The organism is Rhodobium gokarnense (assembly GCF_025961475.1).
GTDB lineage: Bacteria > Pseudomonadota > Alphaproteobacteria > Rhizobiales > Rhodobiaceae > Rhodobium > Rhodobium gokarnense.
In genome coordinates this window covers 151,181-173,160 of record NZ_JAOQNS010000001.1, presented here as the reverse complement: position 1 = coordinate 173,160, position 21,980 = coordinate 151,181, and the positions used below count along the sequence as shown (strand labels likewise).

Sequence of the window (21,980 nt, the reverse complement as noted above, 5' to 3'; positions counted from 1 at the left end):
ATCCAACCAAGGACAGGCGGCAATGACGGGCACGGAAAGACGGACCACTCCCACGGACGCGGACCTTGATCTCGGGCATGCCACCAGCCCCTCCGGGCTCGGCGCCACAGTGCTCCCCAACGGCGCGCTCTTTGCCATCGAGCACGACGCGGGAGATCACCGCACCATGGTCAGCCAGGTGCTGGGCTCGCCCCTCGGCGGCGGCCTCGGGCGCATCGTCCTGCGGCTCGCTGATGGCGCCGTCATCCCCATCGCCGGCTCGGGCGCGCGCGGCCTCGTCGGCTGCCAGGACAACCGTATCGTCTGGCAATGCGAGGACGACGGCGTCGCGTACCGCACCACGCTCTGGCTCCATCCCACGCAACTGTTGTGGCTCTGGCGGATCGACGTCACCAACGGGGGCGAGGCCCCGCTGCGGTGCGATGCCATCCTGATGCAGGACCTCGGCCTCGCCGACCGCGGCTTCCTCACCAACAACGAAGCCTTCGCCTGCCAGTATCTCGACCACCACATCGCACACCACCCGGACGCCGGCCCGGTGATCCTGACCCGCCAGAACCTTGCCCAATGGAACGCCCATCCCTGGGTCGCCCATGGCTGCCTTGACGGCGCCGCCGGCTTTGCCACCGACTTCCGCCAGGTGCTCGGGCCGGACCACCGCGACCGGGTCGGCGTCGACCTCCCCTTCGGAACGGACCTGCCGTCAAAACGCCTGCAGGGCGAATGCGCCGGCGCGATCCTGCAATCCGCCCCCCAAAAAATCGCCCCCGGCGGCACGGCGTCCCAAACCTTCTTCGGCGTCTACCAGCCCGACCATCCGGCCGCCTCGAGCGACGCCGACCTCGGCGTGGTGGAAGAGGCCCAGCGCGCCAGCGAGGTATTCGAGCCGCGGGACATCCCCCTCCAAAAAATCCGCCGCAGTGTCCTTGAGGAGGCCCCGCCCCTTGCCGTGGGGCCCCTGAGCGATGCCGAGATCGCCGAGCGCTATCCGGATCGCTTTCACGAGGAACGGGACGGCGCCGAGATGCTGTCGTTCTTCGTCCCCGAAGGCCGGCAAAACCGCCACGTCGTCCTGCGCGACAAGGAACGGCTGGTGGCCCGCCGCCATGGCACCATCCTCCTCAGCGGCACGAGCTGGATGCCCGAGGACGATGCCCTGTCGCTGACCGCCTGGATGCACGGCGTCTTCGGCGCCCAGCTCACCATCGGCAACACCTCGCTGCACAAGCTGTTTTCCGTCTCGCGAGATCCCTACAACATCGTCCGCTCCAACGGCCTCAGAATCCTCGTCGATACCGGCGAGGGCTGGCGCCACCTCACGGTGCCCTCCGCCTTCGAGATGGGCCTTCAGGACTGTCGCTGGATCTACCGGCTGGGCGACCGGACGATCACCGTCTCCATGACGGTCGGCGGCGATGCCGCCGCCCAATTGCGCGTGGTCGCCGACAGCGGACCCTGCCGATTCCTCGTCACCGGCCACCTCGTCCTCGGTGAGCGCGAGCTCGATGGCGGCGGACGCATCGAGATCGACGGCGCGACCAAGCGCGCGACCTTCCGGCCCGCCGAGAACCGGCTCTGGGACGAGCGCTACCCCGAGGCCGTCTTCCACCTCGTTACCAGCACGCCGGACGAAATCGAGGCCATCGGCTGCGACGGACTCCTCTTTGAGGATTCCAGAAACCCGACCGGCGACGTCGTCGCCGTCCGCACCCGTGCCACCAACGACTTCAGCCTCGCCATCGTCGGCTCGATGACGTCGCAAGACGCGGCTGCGACCCTCGCAGAGCGCTACGCAAGCGGCATCGACGATGCGGCGATGGTGGCCGGCACAAAACCCATCTGGGACGCAGTCTCGCCCCGCCTCATCCTCGACGAGAACCAAAGCGACGACACGGTCGAGGCGATGAACACCGCCCTTCCCTGGCTGATCCACAACGCCCGCATCCACGTCGCCGCGCCGCACGGGCTGGAGCAATATACGGGCGCTGCCTGGGGCACACGCGACGTCTGCCAGGGCCCCCTGGAACTCCTCCTGACCCTGCGCCAGGACACGCCTGCGAGGGAGATTCTGAAAACGGTCTTTTCCCAGCAGGACGAGGTCAAGGGCGACTGGCCGCAATGGTTCATGCTGGAGCCCTATTCCTTCATCCGCGACGCCGGCGCCCATGGCGACGTCATCGTCTGGCCGCTGAAGGCCGTCTGCGACTATCTGGAAGAGACCGGCGACCTCGCCTTCCTCGATGAAAAAGTCGGCTGGCGCCGCGAAGGCGGCGGCGCGGCGAGCGATGCGGAGAGCACCGTCGAAGACCACGCCGCGCGATTGATCGCCACCGTCGAAAGCCGCTTCCTTGCCGGCACCCACCTCATCCGCTACGGCAATGGCGACTGGAACGACTCCCTGCAACCCGTCGACCCGCAAAAGCGCGACTGGATGGTCAGCAGTTGGACCGTTGCCCTGCTCTATCGGCAACTCCGCCGTTATGCAGCACTCATGCACAAGGCCGGACGCCTTGAGGCCGCCAAGCGCTGCGAGACGATGGCCGCGGCAATGCGCGACGACTTCCGCAAATATCTGCTCCGCGACGGCATCGTCGCCGGCTATGCGGTGTTCGACGCGGACGGGAAAACGCCCGACCTGCTGCTCCACCCGACGGACAAAACGACCGGCGTCTCCCTCTCCCTCATTTCGATCACCGAGGCCGTGGTCGCCGGCCTCCTGACGCCCGACGAAGTGAGCGCGCACCTCCGCCTGCTCAACGACCGCCTGTCCTTCCCCGACGGCGTCCGGCTCATGGACCGGCCGGTCCCCTATCGCGGCGGCGTCGAGACCGTGTTCCGGCGGGCGGAATCCGCCGCCTATTTCGGCCGCGAGATCGGGCTCATGTACGTCCACGCCCATCTGCGCTATGCGGAAATGCTGGCCGGACTCGGCGATAGTACCCGCCTCTGGAACGCCCTTGCGGTCGTCAATCCGATTGCGGTGACGGACGAGGTGGCGAATGCCGCGCTGCGCCAGCGCAACGCCTATTTCTCCAGTAGCGACGCCGCCTTCGCCGACCGCTACGAGGCCTCGCGCGAATGGGAGCGGGTCCGGGACGGAACGATCCCGGTGGAGGGCGGCTGGCGCATCTATTCCAGCGGCCCCGGCCTCTTCATCAACATGCTGATCCGCCACGCCCTCGGCAGCAGGCGGGAATTCGGCGAGGAGATCACGGCCCCCTGCCTGCCGCCGGACCTTGCAGGATTGAACGTCGACTGGACCTCGTCCCGGCGGTAGCCAGGCACCCGCTCCGCGATTCAAATGGCCGCCGCCTCGCCGTCACTTCAGCCCGCCGGCAAAGCCCCGTGTCAGCCCCTTTTGGACGACGCCGACGAGGGCGAGGATCGGCAGCGAGGCGATGAAGCCGATGGCCGACAGCCGGCCCCAGAACGTCTCGTCCTCGGTGATCAGCGTCGCGATGAAGGTCGGCAGGGTGAATTTCGACGGCGTCTGGATGAAGAGCAGCGCATAGACGAACTCGTTCCAGCACAAGATCAGAAGGAACACGGCGGTGGCGATCAGCCCCGGCGTCATCAGCGGCACCACCACATGGACCATGCGCTGGAAGAGCGAGGCGCCGTCCATGAGCGCCGCCTCCTCATAGGCGACCGGAACGTCGCGCACGAAGCCGAGCAGCATCCAGATCGCGAACGGCAGGGCGTAGACCTGGTAGACGAGCACCAGTCCGGCGAGCGTGTCGAGCAGGCCAAGGGTCCGCAGCACCTGGTAGAGCGGGATGGCGAGCACGATCGGCGGCGACAGCTTGATCAAAAGCACGAAGAGCAGGAAGGCCATGTCGGCGTTCTTCGGCAGCTTCAGGCGCACCAGCGCATAGGCGGCGAGGAAGCCGGCGAACAGCGCCAGGAACGTTGCCCCGAAAGAGACGATGAGGCTGTTCAGCATCTTGCCGAGGATGCCGTCGCCGATGAGCTGGCGGTAGTGCTGAGCTGTCGGCGCATTGGGCAGGAGATCGACGACCGGCGAGACATATTCGATCGGCGGCTTCACCGAGGTGCCGACCATCCAGACGATCGGCAGGAGCACGATCGCGGTGACCAGATAGGCGAGCGCCGGGCGAAGCAGCTTACCCCGCATGGGACTCGCTCCTGATGATCCGGACCGCATAGAGCGCGGCGAGCGCGCCGGCGACAAGGATCATGATGACGGCGGCGGCCGAGGCCATGCCGACGTCGAAGAACTGGAATCCGAGCCGGTAGACATACATGGAGAGCGTCTCGGTCGCCTGGCCCGGCCCGCCGCCGGTCAGCGCATAGACCTTGTCGAAGATCTTGAAGCTGTCGATGGAGCGCAAAAGGCTGGCCAGCAGGATGTGCGGAACCAGCAGCGGAATGGTGATCCTCAAGAGAATCTGCCGCGGGCCGGCACCGTCCATGCGCGCGGCCTCATAGATCTCCGGCTGGATCGACTGCAGGCCGGCAAGGAGGATCAGGAAGGTCAGCGGCACGGTCTGCCAGACGTCGACGAGGACCAGCGACAGCATGGCGATGTCCGGATCGAACAGCCATGCGACGGGCGGCAGGCCGCCGGCCCTCAGCACGTTGTTGAGGAAGCCGAAATCGTAGTGGAACCAGGCCCGCCAGATGGCGGTGACGACCATGGTGGAGAGCACGAAGGGGGCGACCAGCGTCGGGATGACGACAAAGCGGCCGGGAAAGCGCTTGCTGACGAGGAGCGCCAGGAGAAGGCCGAGCCCGACCTCGCTTGCCGTCGCTACGACGGTAAAGAAGATCGTGTTCCAGGTGGCGATGCGGAAGAAGCTGTCGCCGAGGAGAGCGGCGTAGTTCTCCAGCCCGACGAAGCTGGCGCCGGCAAAGCCGTACTCGGTGTAGAAGAAGGAGAGCAACAAGACGCGGACGAGCGGATAGATCGTCAACAGGCCGAAGAGGAACAGCGCCGGCGCGAGAAACAACAGGGGGACCAGGCGCCCGGTTTTCATTCCAATTCCTGTGGGGTCTTTCGCCGTCAAAATCACATCGCAAGGGGAAGCGGGAGGCCCGCTTCCCCGGTTCTTGATTCGCTGACGTTTAGTGCGACAGGGCGCGGGCGATCTTGCCGTTGGCCTCGGTGAGCGCGTCCTTCGGCGCCATCTGACCGATGAGGGCGAGCTGCAGATAGTCGCCGAGGATGGTCTCGACCTTCGACCACTGGGTGATGCGCGGCCGCGGCTGGGCGTTCATCAGGGCCGCGACCTGGTTCGGATACCAGCGGTACTTGGCAACCACATCGGCATCCTTGTAGACGCTGGCGCGCGTCGGCGGGGTGCCGACTTCGAGCGCAAGCGTCTTCTGCATCTCAGGCGAGGTCAAAAAATCGATGAAGTCGCGGGCGCGGTCCTTGTTGTTGGAGTCCGCCGGAACGGCGACCAGCCAGGAGCCGAGCATCGGCGCCGGACCCTGGGCCTGGCCGGGAGCGGCCATGATCTCGATCTTGCCCGGCACCTTGGAGGCGGACGGGTCGTCGAGGGACGGCGCCCAGGCCGGCCACAACTCGATGGTCATCGCCGTCGTGCCCTGCATCAGCGCGTCGCGGACTTCCGTCGCGTTGTAGGTCTCAACGCCCTTCGGCGCGTAGGACTTCAGCTCCAGCCACAGGTTCAGGGCATCGAGCGCCGCTGCGCTATCGAGCGAGGCGTTGCCGTCGCCATCGACGATGCGGGCGCCATGGGCCCACAGGATCGGCAGGAAGCCGGTGACGATCGGATTCGCCTTCTGGCCGCGATAGACGACGCCGGAAACGCCGTCTTCCCCTTCCGAGATGACCTTGGCGGCCTTGACCACGTCGGTCCAGCTCTCCGGGGCGCCGAGGCCGAACTTGTCGAAGAGGTCCTTGCGATAGGCGAAGAGCTCCACATTGCCGACGAAGGGCACGGCGTAATAGGGGCCCGTCCCGACCGGATAGCGCGAGACGGCCCGGGCTGGGGCGACGAAATCCTCGTCGACGCCGCCGCCGAGCGCGGTCAGGTCGGCGAGCCAGCCCTTGGCCATGAACTCCACCGCCCACGGATCGTCGAGCATGATGACGTCATAGGCGCCGGACTTCTCGCGCATGGCGATGGTGACCTTCTCGAACAGGCCGCCGCCGGTCAGTTCCAGCCGTTCGATCTCAAGGTCCGGATTCTTTGCCTTATAGGCCTCGACGGCAAGGGCTAGCGCCTTGCCATAGCCGCCGTCGCGACCGGCGATGACCAGCGTCTCGGCCTTGGCGGCGACCGCCGTCAGCGCCAGGGCACCGGCCAGGAGGGCCGAAGTCAGCACCTTCATGTTGCATCTCCCGTGATTGCTTGGTTCCTGTCAGCGGACCGCCACCCGGCGCCCCGGAAAATTCGACGCCCGTGTTCCGGGCTAAAGCTGCTTCCCATGCATCGCACAAGGCAATTGCAAACGTTTGCACGACAGTCTCACATTACCGCTTCGAGGTGACGCTTTTGTGAAGCCGAAAGGAGCTTCGACGGCTAAAAACTGCGGCTTTGAAACATCAAAAACGATTGCAAAAATAACGCCGCTCTTCCAATAATCTCCGCCATGACTCGGGTTACCATCAAGGACGTCGCCAGGATCGCGGGGGTCTCGCCCTCGGCCGTCTCGCGCGTCTTCACCGACGGCGCCAGCGCCTCGGAGGCAACGCGCGAAAAGGTGCTGGCGGCGGCCAGGGACCTCGGCTACCGGCCCTCCCTGCTCGCCCGCGGCCTCGTCGGCACGCGCACCAACCTCGTCACCCTGGTGATGGGGCGGATGAACGACCCATTCGACGCCCTCTTCCTCGACGAACTCGCCGAAGCGCTGGCCGCCCGCGGCACCCGGCTGATGCTGGCCTCGGCCGGGCGCGACGCACCGGGCGACAGCGGCCTCCTGCAGGCGCTCGACTACAAGTCCGATGCGGTGATCGTCGCCGCCGGCACCATGTCGCCGGAGCATGCCGGGCTCTGCGTGCGCGCCGGCCTGCCGGTGATCCTCTCCGGCCGGGTGCTCGACGCCCCGGGCGTCGACAGCGTCCTTGCCGACAATGTCGGCGGCGGACGCCAGGCGGCCGACCTTCTTATCCGCACCGGCTGCCGCCGGCTCGCCTATCTCGGCCGCGGCGGCGCCACCTTTTCCGACCGCGAGCGCTATGAGGGGTTTTCCGCGACCGCCGCCAATGCCGGCCGCGCCGTTGCGACCACGGCCGTCACCGACCGCGATCATAACGCCGTCTTCCAGGCGGCAACGGACCTCCTTGCCGGGCCAGCGCCGCCGGACGGCCTGTTCGCCTCCACCGACAGCATGGCGGTGGCAGCGGTCGAGGCCGCCCGCGCCGTCGGCCTCTCGGTGCCGGGCGATATCGCCATCGTCGGCTTCAACAACGTGCCGATGGCGGCCCGGCGCAGCTACCGGCTTACCACCATCGACTACCCGATCTCCGCCGTCGTTTCCGGTATTATGGACCTGCTCGACAGCCGCCTTGCCGATCCGGACCGGCCAAGCGAGATCCGGCGCATCCCCACAAGGCTGGTCGTTCGCGAAACGACCCGCGAAAAAGCCCCCGCACAGGAAAGACTTCCATGAAGTTCGTCGTCATGAGCGATATCCACATCAAGGCAAACGCCGACATTTGCGGCCGCTCGCCCCAGGCGTCCCTCGCCCGCGCCGTCACCCATATCGGCGAGCACCATGGCGACGCCGACCTCTGCATCCTCCTCGGCGACCTCGCCGACGAAGGGCTGCCGGCGGAATACGCGGACCTTGCCGACCTCCTCTCGGGTCTGCCGATGCCGATCGCCTACACCCTCGGCAACCACGACGACCGCGCCAATTTCCTGAAGCAGTTCGGAGAAGTCCCGCGCGACGGCAACGGCTTCATCCAGTCGGTTGCCGATGTCGGGGACCGGCGCTGCGTGCTCCTCGACACCAACGTGCCGGGCTACCACGGCGGACGGCTCGACGGCGGACGCCTGGAATGGCTGGACGAAACGCTCGCCGCAAGCGACCGCCAATGCCTCGTCTTCCTCCACCATCCGCCGATCGACACCGCCCTGCCGGCCTTCGCCACCATCGCCCTCGACGATATCGAAGCCGTCGGCGCCTGCCTGTCGCGGCACTCCGAGACGGTCGAGGCGGTCTTCTTCGGCCATTGTCACATGAGCGTTGCGGGCATGGTGGGGCGCATTCCGGCCTTCGGGCTGAGGTCGCTGATCTACCAGGCCATCCCCAACCTTGCCGACGACACCTTCATCAGCGCACCCGGCCTGCCGCCCGCCTACAGCGTCATCGTCGAGACCGGCACCGGCCTTGCGCTCCATGTCGTCGAATTCGGCTATGACGGGCCGACCGAGTGAGGAAATGCGCGGCCGCACAGGGCTCCTGCCCCGTCGCCAGGCCTTGGCTGTGACGACGGGGCAGAAAGCTTGCGGTCCGCAGTCGGCCGCTCCTCAGACGAGGAGGATGGTCGAGCCGACGGTCTTGCGGGCTTCCAGGTCGGCGTGGGCGGCAGCCGCCTCCTTCAGCGGCCGCGTCGCCGCCACGTCGAGGCGGATGGTGCCGTCGAGGATGCGCTCGAACAGGGCCGAGGAACGCTCCAGCAGTTCGCTGCGGTCGACGATGTAGTCGAACAGCATCGGCCGGTTCGCCGACAGCGAGCCGCCCTTGGCCAGATCCGACATCTGGAAGTCGCGGAGCATGCCCGACGACTGGCCGAAATTGACGAACATGCCGCGCCGCTTCAGGCATTTCAGCGAGCCGCGCCAGGTATCGGCCCCGACGCTGTCATAGACCACCTCGCAGCCCGCCCCGTCTGTCAGCCGCTCGACCTCGGCGACGAAATCCTCCGACTTGTAGTCGATCACGTGGTCGTAGCCATGCTCCCTGGCGAGCGCGACCTTTTCCGGCCCTCCGGCGGTGCCGATGGCCGCGACGCCCAGCGCCTTCAGCCACTGGCCGAGGATCAGGCCGACGCCGCCGGCAGCGGCATGGACGAGGACGGTGTCGCCCGGCTTCACCTGATAGGACGAGGTGACGAGGTAGTGCGCCGTCAGCCCCTTCAGCATGGCGCCGGCGATCGCGGTGGCATCGATGCCGTCCGGCAGCGGCACCAGCCGTTCCGCCGGCAGCACCCGCTGTTCGCGATAGGCGCCGCGCGGCAGCACATAGGCGACCCGGTCGCCGACCTTCAGATCGGCAACGTCCGGACCGACTGCTTCCACCACGCCGGACGCCTCCGCGCCGGGGATCATCGGCGTCTCGGGCCAGGGATAGAGGCCGCTGCGGAAATAGACGTCGATGAAATTGACGCCGACGGCCGTATGGGCCACGACGACCTCGCCCGGCCCCGGCTTCTCCAGCGGCAGGTCCGTCCAGACCATCGCCTCCGGGCCGCCAGGGGCCTCGGCAATCAGTCCGCCGCCCATCGCCTCAGCCTTCCACCAGGAAGGCCGGATCGACCGGCAACTGCATGGCCGTCACCAGATGGTTGGTCTGGGCGGCCAGCCCGATCAGCGCCAGGAGTTCAGAATACTCCGCGTCGGTCATGCCCTTGGCGCGCGCCGAAGCGGTGTGCGAATGGATGCAGTAGTTGCAGCCATTGGCCGTGGAAACGGCGATGTAGATCATCTCCTGCATCACCGGCGAGAGCGCCGTGTCGCCCGTCATCACCGCCTTCAGGCCCTCCCAGGTCCGCTTCAGCGTCACCGGGTCATTGGCGAGGCCACGCCAGAAATTGTTGATGAAATCGGTCTTGCGGGTCGCCCTGATGTCGTCGAACACGGCCTTGACGGCGGGGTTCGCCTCGGCATCGGCATCGCTCAAAATCTTTACGGTCGCCATTGTTTCCTCCTGATCTGTCAGGCTTTCGCCCAGTCCCAATAAAGCTGGCGCGCCTTGCGCGCGATCGGTCCGAACTGCAATTGGGCGTCGTCGAAACCGATCACCGGCACGACCTTGGAAATGTTGCCGGTCGAAAAGATTTCCTCCGCCTCGCGGAAGTCGTCGACGCTCAACGTCGCCTCATGGACGGTCACGCCGGCATCGCGCAAAAGGCCGAGGACGCGCTGGCGGGTAATGCCGTTGAGGAAGGTGCCGTTCGGCATCGGCGTGAACACCTCGCCGCCGCGCGCCATGAAGACGTTGGACGTCGCCAGCTCCGCCACATTGCCGTTGGCGTCGCAGCAGAGCGCGTTCTGGTAGCCCTTGGCCTGCGCGTCGCGGACCATGCGCGCATTGTTGGCGTAGAGGCAGGCGGCCTTGGCGTTGACCGGCATGACTTCCATGGTCGGGCGGCGGAACCGCGTGGTGGTGATGGTGAAGCCGGTCGGCTCGACCATCGGCATCTCTTCCAGGCACAGCGCGAAATCGGTGGTGTCGGGCTTCGGCGGCAGGATGCCGATGTCGTTCTCCTCGGCCCAGTACATCGGCCGGATGTAGACGTCGGTGCCCGGCGCGAACTTCTTCAGGCCCTCGAAGGTCAGCGCCTCGATCTCTTCGCCGGTCAGCGTCGGCGCAAGGCCGAGGGCCTCCGCGCTGGCGTTGACGCGGGCCGAATGGCGGTCGAGGTCGGGAGAAACGCCGTCGAACAGGCGCGCGCCGTCGAAGACGAGGCTGCCGAGCCAGGTTCCGTGCGACGTCGCGCCGAGGATGCGCAAATCGCCCTCGTGCCAGTCGCCGCGCCAGTAAGTCCAGATAGTCTTAGCCACAAGTGCCTCCTTTGCGCCGCCCGAAGCCCTCGGGCCCTAATGGACGGCGGCGTACATGATCTTTTCTTCCGTCGCCTCGACGGGCGACAATTCTTCCACGATGCGTCCCTGCCGGCAGACCAGGATGCGGTCGGACAGGTTCATGACCTCCGGCAGGTACGACGAGATCATCACCACCGCGAGGCCGCGGTCGGCGAGTTCCTTGATGAGCTGGTGGATTTCCGCAATAGCCGCGACGTCGACGCCGCGGGTCGGCTCGTCGAAGATGACGACGCGCGGCTTCTGCACCAGCCCCTTGCCGATCACCACCTTCTGCTGGTTGCCGCCGGAAAGTTCCACGACGCGGGCATTGGCGTTGATCGTCTTGATGTTGAGGCGCCCGGTCCACTCCTCGGCGAGGTCGCGGATGGCGCGAAGGCGCACGACGAGGTTCGCCTCGCGGCCGGCCGCCAGCAGGCCGCTATAGAGGTTCTCGCCGATCCCCATCGTCTCGAAGAAGCCCTCGGACTTGCGGTCCTCGGTGATGTAGGCGATGCCGTCGCGGACCGCCTCGGCGGGCGTGTAGTAGCGCACCGCGCGGTCGTCGAGGGCGATGGCGCCGCCGCGCAGGAAGTCGCGCTTGTAGATGCCGGAGACGATCTTGAAGGTCTCCGTGCGGCCCGAGCCGATCAGGCCGAAGACGCCGGTGATCTGGCCCTCGAAGATCGAGAACGAGGTGTTGCGGACCGCCGCACCCATCGAGATGTCCTGCACCGACAGCACCTTGCGGCCGGGCTTGCGCAGATGGCTGACGTCGCGCTTGTTGTAGAGTTGGCCCGAGAGCGACCGGCCGACCATGGCGGCGATGATCTTGTCGCGGTCGAACTCCGCCGTCGGCCCGCTCGCCACCAGAACGCCGTCGCGCAGGATGGTGATGCGGTCGGAGATCAGGAGCGCCTCTTCCAGCGCGTGGCTGATGAAGACGATGGAGACGCCCTGCCCCTTCAGCCGGCGCAGTAGCGCGAAGAAGTGGCGCTTTTCCTCCGGCGTCAGCGAGGCGGTCGGCTCGTCGAAGATGATGACGCGGGCCTGGTGGTGGACGGCGCGGGCGATCTCCACCATCTGCCGCTTTGCGGCGCCGAGCGTCTCGACCATCGCCGTCGGATCGACGGGAAAGTTCAGCGACTGCAGGAACTGCTGGGCGGAGATGTAGACGCCGCGCAGCCGGTTGAGGAAGCTTTCCGAGCCGAGATAGAGGTTCTGGGCCACGGTCATCGACGGCACCAGGCTGGTCTCCTGGAACACCATGGCGATGCCGGCCTCAAGGGCCTCGTGCGGCGACGTGAACCGGGCCTCCTCGCCGCGGTAGAACATGCGGCCCGAGGTCGCCTCGACGACGCCGGCCATGACCTTGGTCAGCGTCGACTTGCCGGCGCCGTTCTCGCCGAGGAGGGCGTGGATCTCGCCCTCGCGCAGCTCGAAGTCGACGTCCTTGACCGCCGGCACGCTGCGATAGGACTTGGTGATCTTGTCCATCCGCACGATCGGGTCCATCACAAGCCCTCCGGTGCGAGGATGCAGTTGCCGCCCTTGGAGGCGACGAGCAGGCGGCCGTCCGCCTCGATGGCGCTGGTCGTGCCGTGGCGCTGGCCGTTGGCGCGGCTGTGGAGGCTCGCGACGGGCGCCAGATGCTCATCGAGCCGCACGACCATGCCGTAGGACCGGCTCGGCGCCCAGGCCTTGTGGACGCCCATGGTGCGGATGCCGCCGCATTGCAGCGGCTCCAGGAAGCTGCGGCCCGAGGACAGGGTCGGCGCGATCCAGTATTCGCGCGGCACCTCCAGCATCATGTCGTAGCGATAGTGCTTTTCCTGCAGCACCAGTTCGATGAGCCGGTTGCGCGGCGCAAAGATCGACAGCAGCACCCCGCCGTCCGCGGCGGGCGCGAGCCGCGCCGGATAGCCCGGCAGGTGCTTCAGGACCGGATCGGCCCCGCCGGCATCGACCCTGACGAGGCGGTGGCGCCAGCTTTCCGAGACGATCGCCATGTCGCCGCTGCGCGGCAGCACGCCATAGGGCCAGGCGAGGCCGCGCGCCATGCGTTCAAAGGCCCCGCCGGCCTTGCGCCGCCAGACCGAGCCGGAGGCGTTCTTTTCCATCAGGTCGGCGACCCAGGCCGAGGGCGGGTGCTGCCCGGAGCCGTTGGCCAGCCACAACGAGCCGTCCTCGCCATAGGCGAGCGCCGTGATGCAGGAAATGCCCTTGGGCAACGGCACCTGGACGCCGCCTTCGATCAGCGTGCCGTCGTCGAGGGCAACGGCGAGCGTGCCGTCGGCGCTGGCGGCCAGCGCGGTGATCGGCTCGGCAAAGCCCTCCACCCGTTCCCGCTCCCCGCCGTCGTCCAGCCTGTAGAGGCCCGGGCCGCTCGAGGCGTAGACGGTGCCGGCAGCAACGCACAGATTGTCGGCGACGGTAAGTTCGGTAACGACGGGGGCCTCGTCGAGCGCGGCATTGGCGAGAAACGCGCCGTCGAGCGGCGGGATGGTGATCGCCTTGCCGCGGAAGAGGTCGAGGATCGGATCGAAGATCATGACCGGCTCCCCCAATAGGCGGTGTTGGCGTCCCAGGTCGGATCGGCGCCCTCGATCTTGAACCGGCCGATGCGGTTGTTGAGGATGCCGCCGATGAAGAGTTCGCCCTTGTGCTCGCGCATGGAGGTGACCATCGGATGCGAGACGCCGGAGAGGTCGGCCATGGTGCGCACGATGTTGAAGGTCTCGTCGAACTTGACGACGCCGCCGGTATTGATGTTGGGGAACAGCCACTCGTCCTGGGGCAGCCGCCGCGTCATGCGCTTGCGCATCGCCGGATGGCGCAGCGACAGGTCGAAGGACGGCGTGCGCATGCCGAGCCAGGCCATCCAGTAGGTGCCGTCCGAGGCCCGGTTGATGTTGTCGGTGTAGCCCGGCATGTCCTTGATGACGCATTCGGCCGTCCCCGCCTTCGGCCCTTCCAGCCAGTAGCGGTGGATGCGGCAGCGCCAGCTCTCGGCAAAGAACAGCGACTTGTTGTCGTGCGCCATGCACACGCCGTTGGTGTAGCGGTAGCCGTCGAGCAGGGTCTTTGTGGTCCCGTCGGCCGGATCGTAGACCAGCAGCCGGCCGGTGCCGCGGTTCTCGATGGAATCGAGCGCCCAGTCATGGGCGTCGTAGCGCTTGGTGGAATCGGTGAAGTAGATCTTGCCGTCCTGGGCGATGTCGAGGTCGTTCGGGTCGCGCAGCCGCGCATCGTCGTTGACCGACGTCCAGGACCGCGCCGTCTCCGCCGAAAGCCGCGTCACCACGCCGTCCGGCGAGATCGCATAGAGCCCCATGGCGCCGACGCAGGTGATGAGGTTTCCGGCGGCATCGAAGGCAAGGCCGAGCGGGAAGCCGCCGATATGGGCAAAGACCTCCGAGCGCGTGTAGTCGGGGGCAAAGAAGCGGATGATCTCGCCGTGCCTGGTGCCGCAATAAAGGTTGTCGTTGCGGTCGAGGATGACGTCTTCCGGGCCTTCCAGCTCGCCGAGGCCGATATGGTCGGCCTCCGACAGCTTGTTGTTCAGCGCATAGGGCGTGCCCGAACCCGGCACGGCCGACTGCGGCTCGCCCATCCGCAGATAGACCGGCGCCACATAGACCTCGTTCAGCACCTTGTGGCGGTTCTTCAGCCAGCGGATGTCGATGGTCACGGCAACGGCGAGCAGGATGCCGAGCACCATCTGGTTGGTGCCGGTGCCATAGCCGAGGCGGATCAGCCCGTTGGTCAGGACAAGGACGATGACCGCGCCCATCAGGCCCTTGACCACCGAGCCGCGCCCGCCGCCGAGGCTGTTGCCGCCGACGACCGCCGCGGTCAGGGCAAGAATCTCCAGCCCGCCGCCGGTGCCGGGCCCGGCACCGGAGAGCCGCGTGGCGATCAGGAACCCGGCGAGCGCCGAGCACAGGCCCGAAAAGACATAGGTGAAGAACACCGTCAGCCGGACCTGGATGCCGGCATTGTGGGCCGACCGCCGCGAGCCGCCGACGGCCAGCACATGCCAGCCGGGGCGCGAGCGGGTCAGCGCCACATGGGTGACGACGGCAAGCACGATCGCCGACCAGATCGGCACCGAGATGCCGAGGAACGTGCCGTCGCCGATGAAATCCCAGGTGTCGGAGGAGACGAACGACATCTGGATCTTGGAGCCATGGGCGACGATGAGGATGTCGTAGAGCGCCCGGCCGATGATGAAGGTGACGAGCGTGGTGATGAAGGCGCGAAGGCGCAGGAAGCCGATCAGGTAGCCGTTGATGGCGCCGAAGACGAGCCCGGTCGCCAGCGAGGCGGCGAGCGCGACCCAGACCGGCTGTTCCAGGATGAAGAAGGTGGCAACGGCCGAAAATGCCGACAGGGCGAAGATCGAGCCGACGGCAAGGTCGATGCCGCCGCCCAGCATGACGACGGTCAGCCCGATGACGACGAGGCTGAACTCGCCGAGCTGGCGCGTCGATTCCTGCAGCGAATAGAGCTGGAAAAAGCCCGGAATGATGCTGCCGAACGTCGCCACCGTGATGACGAGGGCGAGGAACGGGATGGCGTTGTCGGTCCAGCGCTTGGTCAGGATCTCGCCGATCAGATGGTCGGGGACGAGATTGTAGCGCCAGGCCTGCAGCCGCTCGCGGAGTTTCATCGACGATTCACAAAACCAGGAGGGAAAGGCGGCCGGAAACTCCGGCCGCCCGTGTCAGGGCGAAATCGCCCGGTGTCGGTCGCGTCAGTTGCCGGCCATTTCCTGCAGGGCCTTCAGGTCCCAGCAGCTGTCCGGCATCATGTTGTCCTTCGTCGTCGCGTGCAGCAGCGTGTAGATGTAGGCCGACGAGGTGCCGGCCGGCTGGCCGCTCTGCAGCAGGTACTTGATCATGGTGACCATGTTGTAACTCTCCTGCTTCAGCTCGGTCATGACCACGGCGCCATAGGTGCCGTCGGCAATGCGGTCGCAGTCGGCCGTCTTCTCGCCGCCGCCGGTGGTCACCAGGAACACCTGATCCTCTTTCCCGGCATCGCGGATGGCGGCTGCCGCACCGGTGGCGTCGCCGTCCCAGAAGTCGATGATGCCGCAGATCTCCGGATGCTGCTGCAGCATGGTCGTGGTGACGTTGCGCGAGGTGGTGGCGTCCCAGTTGGAGTCCGGCTTGGCGACGACCTCGAAGTCGGGATACTTCTCCAGCACTTCCATGATGCCGGCATACTGGAAGAGGCTCGTCGCGTTGACCTGGTCGCCCTGCACCAGGCCGATCTTCTTGGAGGAGTCCGGACCGCATCCGGCGACCACGGCTTCCGCCTCGAGGCGGCCAAGCTCGGTCCAGTCGCTGCCGAGATAGGCGTCGGCCTTGAAGTTGGCCGGGTTGTCGACGAGCAGCACGTAGATGCCGGCCTGCTGGGCGCGCTTCATCAGCTTGGAGTAGGAGTTGAGGTCCGGCGACATGACGACCAGCACGTCGGGCTTGGGATCGGAGGCGATCGCCTCGGTGATCGCCTGGGCGCCGGCTTCCACGCTCCAGTTCGGATCGCGGGTCTCAAAGACGCCGCCGAAGGCCTCCACTTCGTGCTTGAGGATGGCGGCCCAGCCCTGCGCCAGGTCGAAGCCCATGGCCATAGGCACCAGGAGCACGCGCTTGTCCTTCAGCGCAGCGGCATAGGCGGCCGGCGCCGGATCCTCGGCGTTTGCGGGCAGCGCGGCGAGCGCCGTGGCAGCCATGACGGCCGCGGCCAGAAAGGTCTTGATCGGTTTCATGCTTGTGTCCTTTGCCCTGTTGGAAGGTTTGTTGTTGCGCGCCATCGGGGATCAGATGTCCCCCTGTTGCGCGGTTTGTTCGTCGCGTGGATTGAGCAGTCCATCGACGATGATCGCAGCGAGCAGGATCGTTGACTTGATGAGGTTCTGGTAGAGCAGCGGGATGTCGATGATCGTCATCGCGTTCAAGAGGATGCCGATCAGCGCCGCACCCACCAGCACATTGCGCACGCCCCCCTTGCCGCCGGAAAGGCCGATGCCGCCGATCACCGCGACCAGCACGATGTCGTAGAGCAGCGTGGAGTTGACGACGCGGGTGTTGATGGAATGAAGGCTCGCCGCCGTCAAAAGCCCGGCAAGGAAGGCCGTTACCGCCGACAGCGCATAGCGCAGCAACAGCATCGGCCTGACCGGGATGCCGATATTGCGCGCCGCGACCGGATTGTCGCCAGCGTAGTAGACGTAGCGGCCCCAGACCGTGAAGCGCAGGAACACGAAGACGAGGGCGGCAAGCGCCAGGAACAGGTAGACCTCGATCGGCACGCCGAGGAAGCGCAGGCCGCCGAGGAGTTCCACCCAGTGGCCGTCGGGGACGGGGACGGCGTCGGACGAGATGAGCTGCGAGCGCACATAGCCGAAGACGAAGGAGCCGCTCGCCAGCGTCACGAAGATCGCCGGCACGTCGGCATAGGCGACGAGGAAGCCGTTGACGAGGCCGATCGCCAGCACGCCGCCAAGGACCAGCGCGAAGGCCTGGTAGTCGGGCATGCCGTCGCCGAGGAGCTGCAGGTACCAGGCGACCGACATCGCCATCACCGCGACCATGGAAAGGTCGATGCCGCGGCCGATGATGACCACCGACATGCCGAATGCCAGAATGCCGAGGACCGCGATGGAGCGGACGATGGCGATCAGATTGCCGGCCGTCAGGAAGCCCGGAAGGCCGACCATGGCCGCGACGAAGACAGCGAGGGCGACGACTAGGACGATGCGTTCCTGGTTCAGATTCCGCAGGAAAACCCCCGCACTGCCGCCCATGCACGCCTCTTTTCTCGATTGCTCAAAGCCCCGAACGGAGCCCGTTGGGAAAAGCTTAGCGAGCGGCAAAACCTGCCGTCCAATGAAAGATTCGGCTTAAAACCCATGCAGAACGGGAATGTGTTCAAATAACGCGCAGGTGCCCGTGTGTGGTGCCGGCCGGCGCCTCGGTCATGCCCTCTTCGGCCATGATATGGGCGCGCAGCGCCTCCACGAAGCGGCGGCCATAGGCCGGCAGCGGCACCCGGCTGTCCCACATGGCGCAGATATCGAAGCGCACCTGTTCGCCGCGCAGCGTGATCGGCCGGCTGACCAGCGAGCGCCCGGCAAAGCGGGCGGACGAGGGCACGACCGCGATCCCGTTGCCGCCCTCGGCGAGCGCGAACAGCGTGTGCGGCGACGTCGCTTCCAGCACGATGCGCGGCACCGCCCGCGACAGCCGGCAGGCCGCATCGAACACCTCGCGCGAGGCGTGGCGCCGGTTGAGGGTCAGGATCGGGCTTTCCAGGAGGTCCGAGATCTCGATGGGCGACCCGGCATCCGGCAACAGGTCGGGCGTCGCCACCGCGACGAAGGCAAGGTCCCCGAGCCGCACCATCTCGAACGGCTCGATCGGCGTCGACGGCATCGAACTGATGATCACATGCACCGCGCCCGCCAGCAGCCGTTCCGACAGTTCCGGCCCGCCGCCGTCTTCGAGCCGCACGTCGATGCCGGCATTGGCCGCGCGCCAGTCGCTGAGGAACGCCGGCAGATAGCGCTCGATGAGCTGCGAGCAGGCGCCGATTTTCAGGAGCCCGCTCTGGTCGCGGGCAAGGTCGCCGGCAAAGGCGCGCAAGTCCCTGTCGGCGGCGAGCACGCCGTTGATCCGCGACAGCAGCGCCTCGCCGGCTGCCGTCAGGCGGATGTTGCGCTTGTGTCTCTCGAACAGCCTGAGCCCGAGGGAATCCTCAAGGCTGTGGATCTGCCGCGACAGCGCCGACTGGGTGATGTTGAGCCGCTGCGCGGCCGAGGTGATGTTGAGAAGCTCGGCGGCGGTGACGAAGCCGGCATAGGTGCGGATGTCCATCGGTGTGCCTTCGGCTGATCGCTCGACGCCCGCGCCGGCATCGGCGCCGGGGCTGTCGGAGGTTCTGTTCCCGAAGAGTATTTCCGGCATTGACCGTTCACGCAAGGCTGCCGCGCCGGCGCGCGATGGCGGGCCGGGCCCGACGGCACACCGCCCATCCGGGCCATCAATCGGCCGGCTTTCTGCGCCGACCGAACAGGCCCTGATAGAGCGCCCTTGCCAGAATGGAGACCAGGACGACCAGGAGGACGAAGGCGATCGGCCGCTCGAAGAAGGCGCGATACCAGTGCGAGCGGAACAATTGCAGGACGCGCACCAGCTCGTTGTCGGCGATCGAGCCCAGCATCACGCCCATCACCAGGGCAACGGGCAGGTAGCCGTATTTCTTCATCACGTAGCCGAGGAGGCCGAAGCCGATCATCAGATAGGCATCGAAGCTCACATTGCGCCCGGCATAGCTGCCGAGGATGGAAAAGATCATCAAGAGCGGGACGAGGATCCGGGTGTGGATGGCGAGCGAGCCGGAAAAGGCGTGGCCGAGCCCGCCGGCGATCGCCACCATGAAGACCTGCGACAGGATCGCCGCCGAGATCAGGCCGTAGACCAGCGGGCCCTGCTGCTGCACCAGCGCCGGTCCGGGCCGCAGGCCGTGGATGGTGAGCGCCCCGAGCAGCACCGCCGTCGCGACGCTGCCCGGCACGCCGAGGGTGAGCGTCGTCATCAGCGCGCCGCCCGAGCAGGCGTTGTTGGCGGATTCGGCTGCCACGATGCCCTGCGGATTGCCCTTGCCGAAGCTTTCCGGGTCCTTCGATGTGCGCCGCGTGATGGTGTAGGAGGCAAGGGCCGCAAGGGTGGCCCCCGTCGCCGGGATCAGCCCGATGACGATGCCGATGACGGTCGACCGGCCGAGGTTGACGGGATAGTCGAGCGCGCGCCGGAACCCGCGGAACATCCCCGCCACGCCGCGGTTCCCGGCCATCTTATCCCGGTCGACGATATAGTCCTGGTCGATCATCAACAGGAGTTCGGTGATCACCAGCATGCCGATCAGAACCGGGACGATCTGGACGCCTTCGACGAGATAGAGGCTGCCGAAGGTCGCCCGGGATTCGCCCGTCGGCACCAGCCCGATCGTCCCGATGAGAAGCCCGAGCGCGCCGGAGATCAGCGCCTTGACCGGATCGGCGGTGCCGACCGCACTGAGGATGAGGACGCCGAGGAGGGCCAGCAGAAAGAGCTCGGCCGGCCCGAAGCTGAGAGCAATATCGGCGACATAGCCGATGCCGCCCATCAGGAACAGGTAGGAGATCGAGCCGCCGAGTGCCGACGCTGCAATGGCAAGGCCGAGCGCCTCACCGGCCCTGCCCTCCCTCGCCATCGGATAGCCGTCGAAGGCGGTCGCCGCGTTTTCCGGGGCGCCGGGCGTGTTCAAAAGGATCGCCGAGAGCGAGCCGCCATAGGTGACGGCGACATAGACACAGGTGAGGAAGATCAGCGCGTTGAGCGGCGTCAGCGCGTAGGTCAGCGGCAGCAGCAAGGCCACGGCCATGCCCGACGACAGGCCCGGGATGGCGCCGACGATCATGCCGAGGAAGCTGCCGAGGATGATCCAGAAGATCGTCTCGAACGACAGGATCGAGAGGGCGCCGGTAGCGATCTGCTGAAGAGCGTCCATGGGGTTGGCGTCACCTTCTGTGCGAACGGGGATGCACCTGTTCAGAACAGGGAAAAGATGCCTGCGGGAAACACCGCCGCCAGCACGGTCTTGAACAGATAGACCAGCGTCACGGTCATGATCCCCGGCAACAGGACGAGGACGGCGATCCGGCGCTCGCCGAGGACGAGCAGGGCGCCGAGGAGAAACAGGAAGATGCAGACCATGGCGCCGAGGTCGCGCCAAAGCACCATCATCAGCGTCGCCAGCGCCAGGAGCCCGCCCCGCCGGAGAGTACCCAGCCAGGCACCGTCCGGCGCGTTCGCCGCCCTGTCCGCCGCAACCGCAGGCCCGGCCTCCTCGACCACGGCCCGTTCCGCCAGGAACTCCCGGCCGATCGCCACGCAGCGGATGACGATCAAGAGCAGCATGCTGGCCGAGACCAGCGCCGGAAACACCATGGCCAGGAACGACAGCGACGCGGCCTGCAACCAATAGGCCGCAAGGAACGCCAGGCCGATCGCCGGCACGACGAGTTCCCCGGCAAGCCGTCCGGTGCCTTCAGACGTCTTTTGCATGGCGATCTCCCTGGCGTGGCACCGCCGGCCCTTCAGCGCGGGCCGGCGGCCGACCGGATCGTCGGATCAGTTTGCGACCGTTGCCTTCAAGGCCTCCAGCGACTTCTGGAACGCGTCGCGGTAGTCGCTGCCGGGAGCCATCTTGGTCAGGTCGCCGGCGCCCTGGTCCTTGATCAGCTTCTGGTACTCCGGATCGGTCGCCAGCGAGGTGATGGCGTCCTGCAGTTTCTGGAACCGCGCGGGGTATTTCTCGTGCAGCGCGGAAGGAACCATATAGACCATGTGCCGGGCGAGGAAGTCCGGGGTCGGCGGCGTCACGCCGTAGGGCTTCAGTGCATCGACCATGATCTTGGCCTCGGGCCAGCGCGGGCTGCCCGTGGCGGAGCCGATCATCAGCGCCTTGGTCTGGTCGCGGACGTCGAAGCGGGCAAAATCATCGCCGACCAGCGAGGTGACGTGGCCGCCGAGCAGGGCTGCCGTGGTCTCGCCGCCGGACTTGTAGCCGACGAAGTTGATGTCGACATCGAGCGCCTTGAACAGCCACTTGGCGAACTGCTCCTGGACGGCGCCCGAATTGACCGCGACCGAGAGCTCGCCCGGATTTTCCTTGGCCGCCTTCACGAAGTCGTCGAAGGTCTCGTAGGGGGCGTCCTTCTGCACCAGGAGGAGGCGCGGGTCGACGATGTCGACGGCCAGCACTTCGACGTCCTCGCGGGCGTAGGGCGCGTTGCGCAGGGCGACCGTCATGGAGATGTCCGGTTCGTTGGTGGCAACGATGGTGTAGCCGTCCGGCTCTTCGCGCAGCATCGCGGTGATCGCGACCTGGCCGCCGGCACCCGGCATGTTCTGGACGACGACGGACGAGCCGAGCTTCTTTTCCAGGAAGCCGGCCATCATCCGGGCCTGGCGGTCGGTGCCGCCGCCGGCGCCGTAGCTGACGACCAGGTTGACCGGACGGGAGGGAAAGTCGTCGGCGGCCTCGGCACCCGACGAGGCCAGCACCGGCGCGGCGGCAAGCGGCAGGGCGAAAAGCGCGGCCGACACCAGGCACCTGGTGCCGTGCGCTATGCGATCAACGAAACTCATGGTCTTCTCCTCTGTGTGTTCTTTGCTTCAGGTGGTTGTT

18 protein-coding genes are annotated in these 21,980 nt (G+C 66.8%); 3 read left to right on the top strand and 15 right to left on the bottom strand.

Annotated elements, in window-relative coordinates; translation table 11 throughout:
* Nucleotides 1-22: 22 nt before the first annotated feature.
* Nucleotides 23-3,277 carry a GH36-type glycosyl hydrolase domain-containing protein gene (locus tag M2319_RS00825; protein ID WP_264599531.1) on the top strand — a complete coding sequence of 1,085 codons (3,255 nt, stop codon included), beginning with the start codon at nt 23-25 and terminating at the stop codon, nt 3,275-3,277.
* Between the two features lie 42 nt (nt 3,278-3,319).
* Here the strand turns inward: M2319_RS00825 and M2319_RS00820 are convergent, their stop codons facing one another.
* The 3 genes from M2319_RS00820 to M2319_RS00810 form a co-directional block, all read right to left on the bottom strand.
* The gene (locus M2319_RS00820) at nt 3,320-4,135 is read right to left on the bottom strand and encodes a carbohydrate ABC transporter permease (protein WP_264599530.1); all 816 of its coding nucleotides are present in this window, start codon (nt 4,133-4,135) and stop codon (nt 3,320-3,322) included.
* The gene (locus tag M2319_RS00815; protein ID WP_264599529.1) at nt 4,125-4,997 is read right to left on the bottom strand and encodes a carbohydrate ABC transporter permease; all 873 of its coding nucleotides are present in this window, start codon (nt 4,995-4,997) and stop codon (nt 4,125-4,127) included. Before M2319_RS00815 ends, M2319_RS00820 begins: the two co-directional genes overlap by 11 nt.
* 88 nt (nt 4,998-5,085) lie before the next feature.
* On the bottom strand, nt 5,086-6,321 hold the full coding sequence (locus M2319_RS00810) for an ABC transporter substrate-binding protein (protein WP_264599528.1): 1,236 nt from the start codon (nt 6,319-6,321) through the stop codon (nt 5,086-5,088).
* Nucleotides 6,322-6,582: 261 nt separating this feature from the next.
* On the opposite strand from M2319_RS00810, the gene M2319_RS00805 reads away from it, so the two are divergent.
* On the top strand, nt 6,583-7,602 hold the full coding sequence (locus tag M2319_RS00805) for a LacI family DNA-binding transcriptional regulator (protein WP_264599527.1): 1,020 nt from the start codon (nt 6,583-6,585) through the stop codon (nt 7,600-7,602).
* Nucleotides 7,599-8,372 (top strand): metallophosphoesterase, encoded by a 774-nt coding sequence (locus tag M2319_RS00800; RefSeq protein ID WP_264599526.1) that lies wholly within the window; start codon nt 7,599-7,601, stop codon nt 8,370-8,372. The genes M2319_RS00805 and M2319_RS00800 overlap by 4 nt, the downstream gene beginning before the upstream one ends.
* 93 nt (nt 8,373-8,465) lie before the next feature.
* Here the strand turns inward: M2319_RS00800 and M2319_RS00795 are convergent, their stop codons facing one another.
* The 12 genes from M2319_RS00795 to M2319_RS00740 form a co-directional block, all read right to left on the bottom strand.
* Nucleotides 8,466-9,440, bottom strand: coding sequence for a quinone oxidoreductase family protein (locus M2319_RS00795; RefSeq protein ID WP_264599525.1), 975 nt, complete (start codon nt 9,438-9,440; stop codon nt 8,466-8,468).
* A gap of 4 nt (nt 9,441-9,444) precedes the next feature.
* A complete protein-coding gene (locus tag M2319_RS00790) occupies nt 9,445-9,855 on the bottom strand; it encodes a carboxymuconolactone decarboxylase family protein (protein ID WP_111432496.1) in 411 nt (136 codons plus the stop codon).
* Between the two features lie 17 nt (nt 9,856-9,872).
* A complete protein-coding gene (locus tag M2319_RS00785) occupies nt 9,873-10,709 on the bottom strand; it encodes a branched-chain amino acid aminotransferase (protein WP_264599924.1) in 837 nt (278 codons plus the stop codon).
* Nucleotides 10,710-10,757: 48 nt separating this feature from the next.
* The gene (locus M2319_RS00780) at nt 10,758-12,254 is read right to left on the bottom strand and encodes a sugar ABC transporter ATP-binding protein (protein WP_264599524.1); all 1,497 of its coding nucleotides are present in this window, start codon (nt 12,252-12,254) and stop codon (nt 10,758-10,760) included.
* Entirely contained in the window at nt 12,254-13,291 is a 1,038-nt protein-coding gene (locus M2319_RS00775; RefSeq protein WP_264599523.1) for an SMP-30/gluconolactonase/LRE family protein, read from the bottom strand. Before M2319_RS00775 ends, M2319_RS00780 begins: the two co-directional genes overlap by 1 nt.
* Complete coding sequence (locus M2319_RS00770; RefSeq protein ID WP_264599522.1) at nt 13,288-15,411, bottom strand: ABC transporter permease; 2,124 nt, start codon at nt 15,409-15,411, stop codon at nt 13,288-13,290. Before M2319_RS00770 ends, M2319_RS00775 begins: the two co-directional genes overlap by 4 nt.
* Nucleotides 15,412-15,495: 84 nt before the next feature.
* Nucleotides 15,496-16,515 carry a sugar ABC transporter substrate-binding protein gene (locus M2319_RS00765; protein WP_264599521.1) on the bottom strand — a complete coding sequence of 340 codons (1,020 nt, stop codon included), beginning with the start codon at nt 16,513-16,515 and terminating at the stop codon, nt 15,496-15,498.
* Between the two features lie 51 nt (nt 16,516-16,566).
* A complete protein-coding gene (locus M2319_RS00760) occupies nt 16,567-17,553 on the bottom strand; it encodes an ABC transporter permease (RefSeq protein WP_264599520.1) in 987 nt (328 codons plus the stop codon).
* A gap of 124 nt (nt 17,554-17,677) precedes the next feature.
* Entirely contained in the window at nt 17,678-18,712 is a 1,035-nt protein-coding gene (locus M2319_RS00755; protein WP_264599519.1) for a LysR family transcriptional regulator, read from the bottom strand.
* A 76-nt stretch (nt 18,713-18,788) separates the two neighbouring features.
* Nucleotides 18,789-20,297: a tripartite tricarboxylate transporter permease gene (locus M2319_RS00750; RefSeq protein WP_264599518.1), complete on the bottom strand. Its 1,509-nt coding sequence runs from the start codon at nt 20,295-20,297 to the stop codon at nt 18,789-18,791.
* A 41-nt stretch (nt 20,298-20,338) separates the two neighbouring features.
* On the bottom strand, nt 20,339-20,854 hold the full coding sequence (locus M2319_RS00745; RefSeq protein ID WP_264599517.1) for a hypothetical protein: 516 nt from the start codon (nt 20,852-20,854) through the stop codon (nt 20,339-20,341).
* Nucleotides 20,855-20,920: 66 nt separating this feature from the next.
* Entirely contained in the window at nt 20,921-21,940 is a 1,020-nt protein-coding gene (locus M2319_RS00740; protein WP_264599516.1) for a Bug family tripartite tricarboxylate transporter substrate binding protein, read from the bottom strand.
* Nucleotides 21,941-21,980 lie beyond the last annotated feature (40 nt).

Coding starts and splice junctions, on each gene's coding strand:
- M2319_RS00765 (WP_264599521.1), bottom strand. CDS start 16,515: ATGAAACCGATCAAGACCTTTCTGGCCGCGGCCGTCATGGCTGCCACG.
- M2319_RS00795 (WP_264599525.1), bottom strand. CDS start 9,440: ATGGGCGGCGGACTGATTGCCGAGGCCCCTGGCGGCCCGGAGGCGATG.
- M2319_RS00810 (WP_264599528.1), bottom strand. CDS start 6,321: ATGAAGGTGCTGACTTCGGCCCTCCTGGCCGGTGCCCTGGCGCTGACG.
- M2319_RS00780 (WP_264599524.1), bottom strand. CDS start 12,254: ATGGACCCGATCGTGCGGATGGACAAGATCACCAAGTCCTATCGCAGC.
- M2319_RS00740 (WP_264599516.1), bottom strand. CDS start 21,940: ATGAGTTTCGTTGATCGCATAGCGCACGGCACCAGGTGCCTGGTGTCG.
- M2319_RS00745 (WP_264599517.1), bottom strand. CDS start 20,854: ATGCAAAAGACGTCTGAAGGCACCGGACGGCTTGCCGGGGAACTCGTC.
- M2319_RS00820 (WP_264599530.1), bottom strand. CDS start 4,135: ATGCGGGGTAAGCTGCTTCGCCCGGCGCTCGCCTATCTGGTCACCGCG.
- M2319_RS00775 (WP_264599523.1), bottom strand. CDS start 13,291: ATGATCTTCGATCCGATCCTCGACCTCTTCCGCGGCAAGGCGATCACC.
- M2319_RS00800 (WP_264599526.1), top strand. CDS start 7,599: ATGAAGTTCGTCGTCATGAGCGATATCCACATCAAGGCAAACGCCGAC.
- M2319_RS00825 (WP_264599531.1), top strand. CDS start 23: ATGACGGGCACGGAAAGACGGACCACTCCCACGGACGCGGACCTTGAT.
- M2319_RS00815 (WP_264599529.1), bottom strand. CDS start 4,997: ATGAAAACCGGGCGCCTGGTCCCCCTGTTGTTTCTCGCGCCGGCGCTG.
- M2319_RS00760 (WP_264599520.1), bottom strand. CDS start 17,553: ATGGGCGGCAGTGCGGGGGTTTTCCTGCGGAATCTGAACCAGGAACGC.
- M2319_RS00750 (WP_264599518.1), bottom strand. CDS start 20,297: ATGGACGCTCTTCAGCAGATCGCTACCGGCGCCCTCTCGATCCTGTCG.
- M2319_RS00770 (WP_264599522.1), bottom strand. CDS start 15,411: ATGAAACTCCGCGAGCGGCTGCAGGCCTGGCGCTACAATCTCGTCCCC.
- M2319_RS00790 (WP_111432496.1), bottom strand. CDS start 9,855: ATGGCGACCGTAAAGATTTTGAGCGATGCCGATGCCGAGGCGAACCCC.
- M2319_RS00805 (WP_264599527.1), top strand. CDS start 6,583: ATGACTCGGGTTACCATCAAGGACGTCGCCAGGATCGCGGGGGTCTCG.
- M2319_RS00755 (WP_264599519.1), bottom strand. CDS start 18,712: ATGCCGGAAATACTCTTCGGGAACAGAACCTCCGACAGCCCCGGCGCC.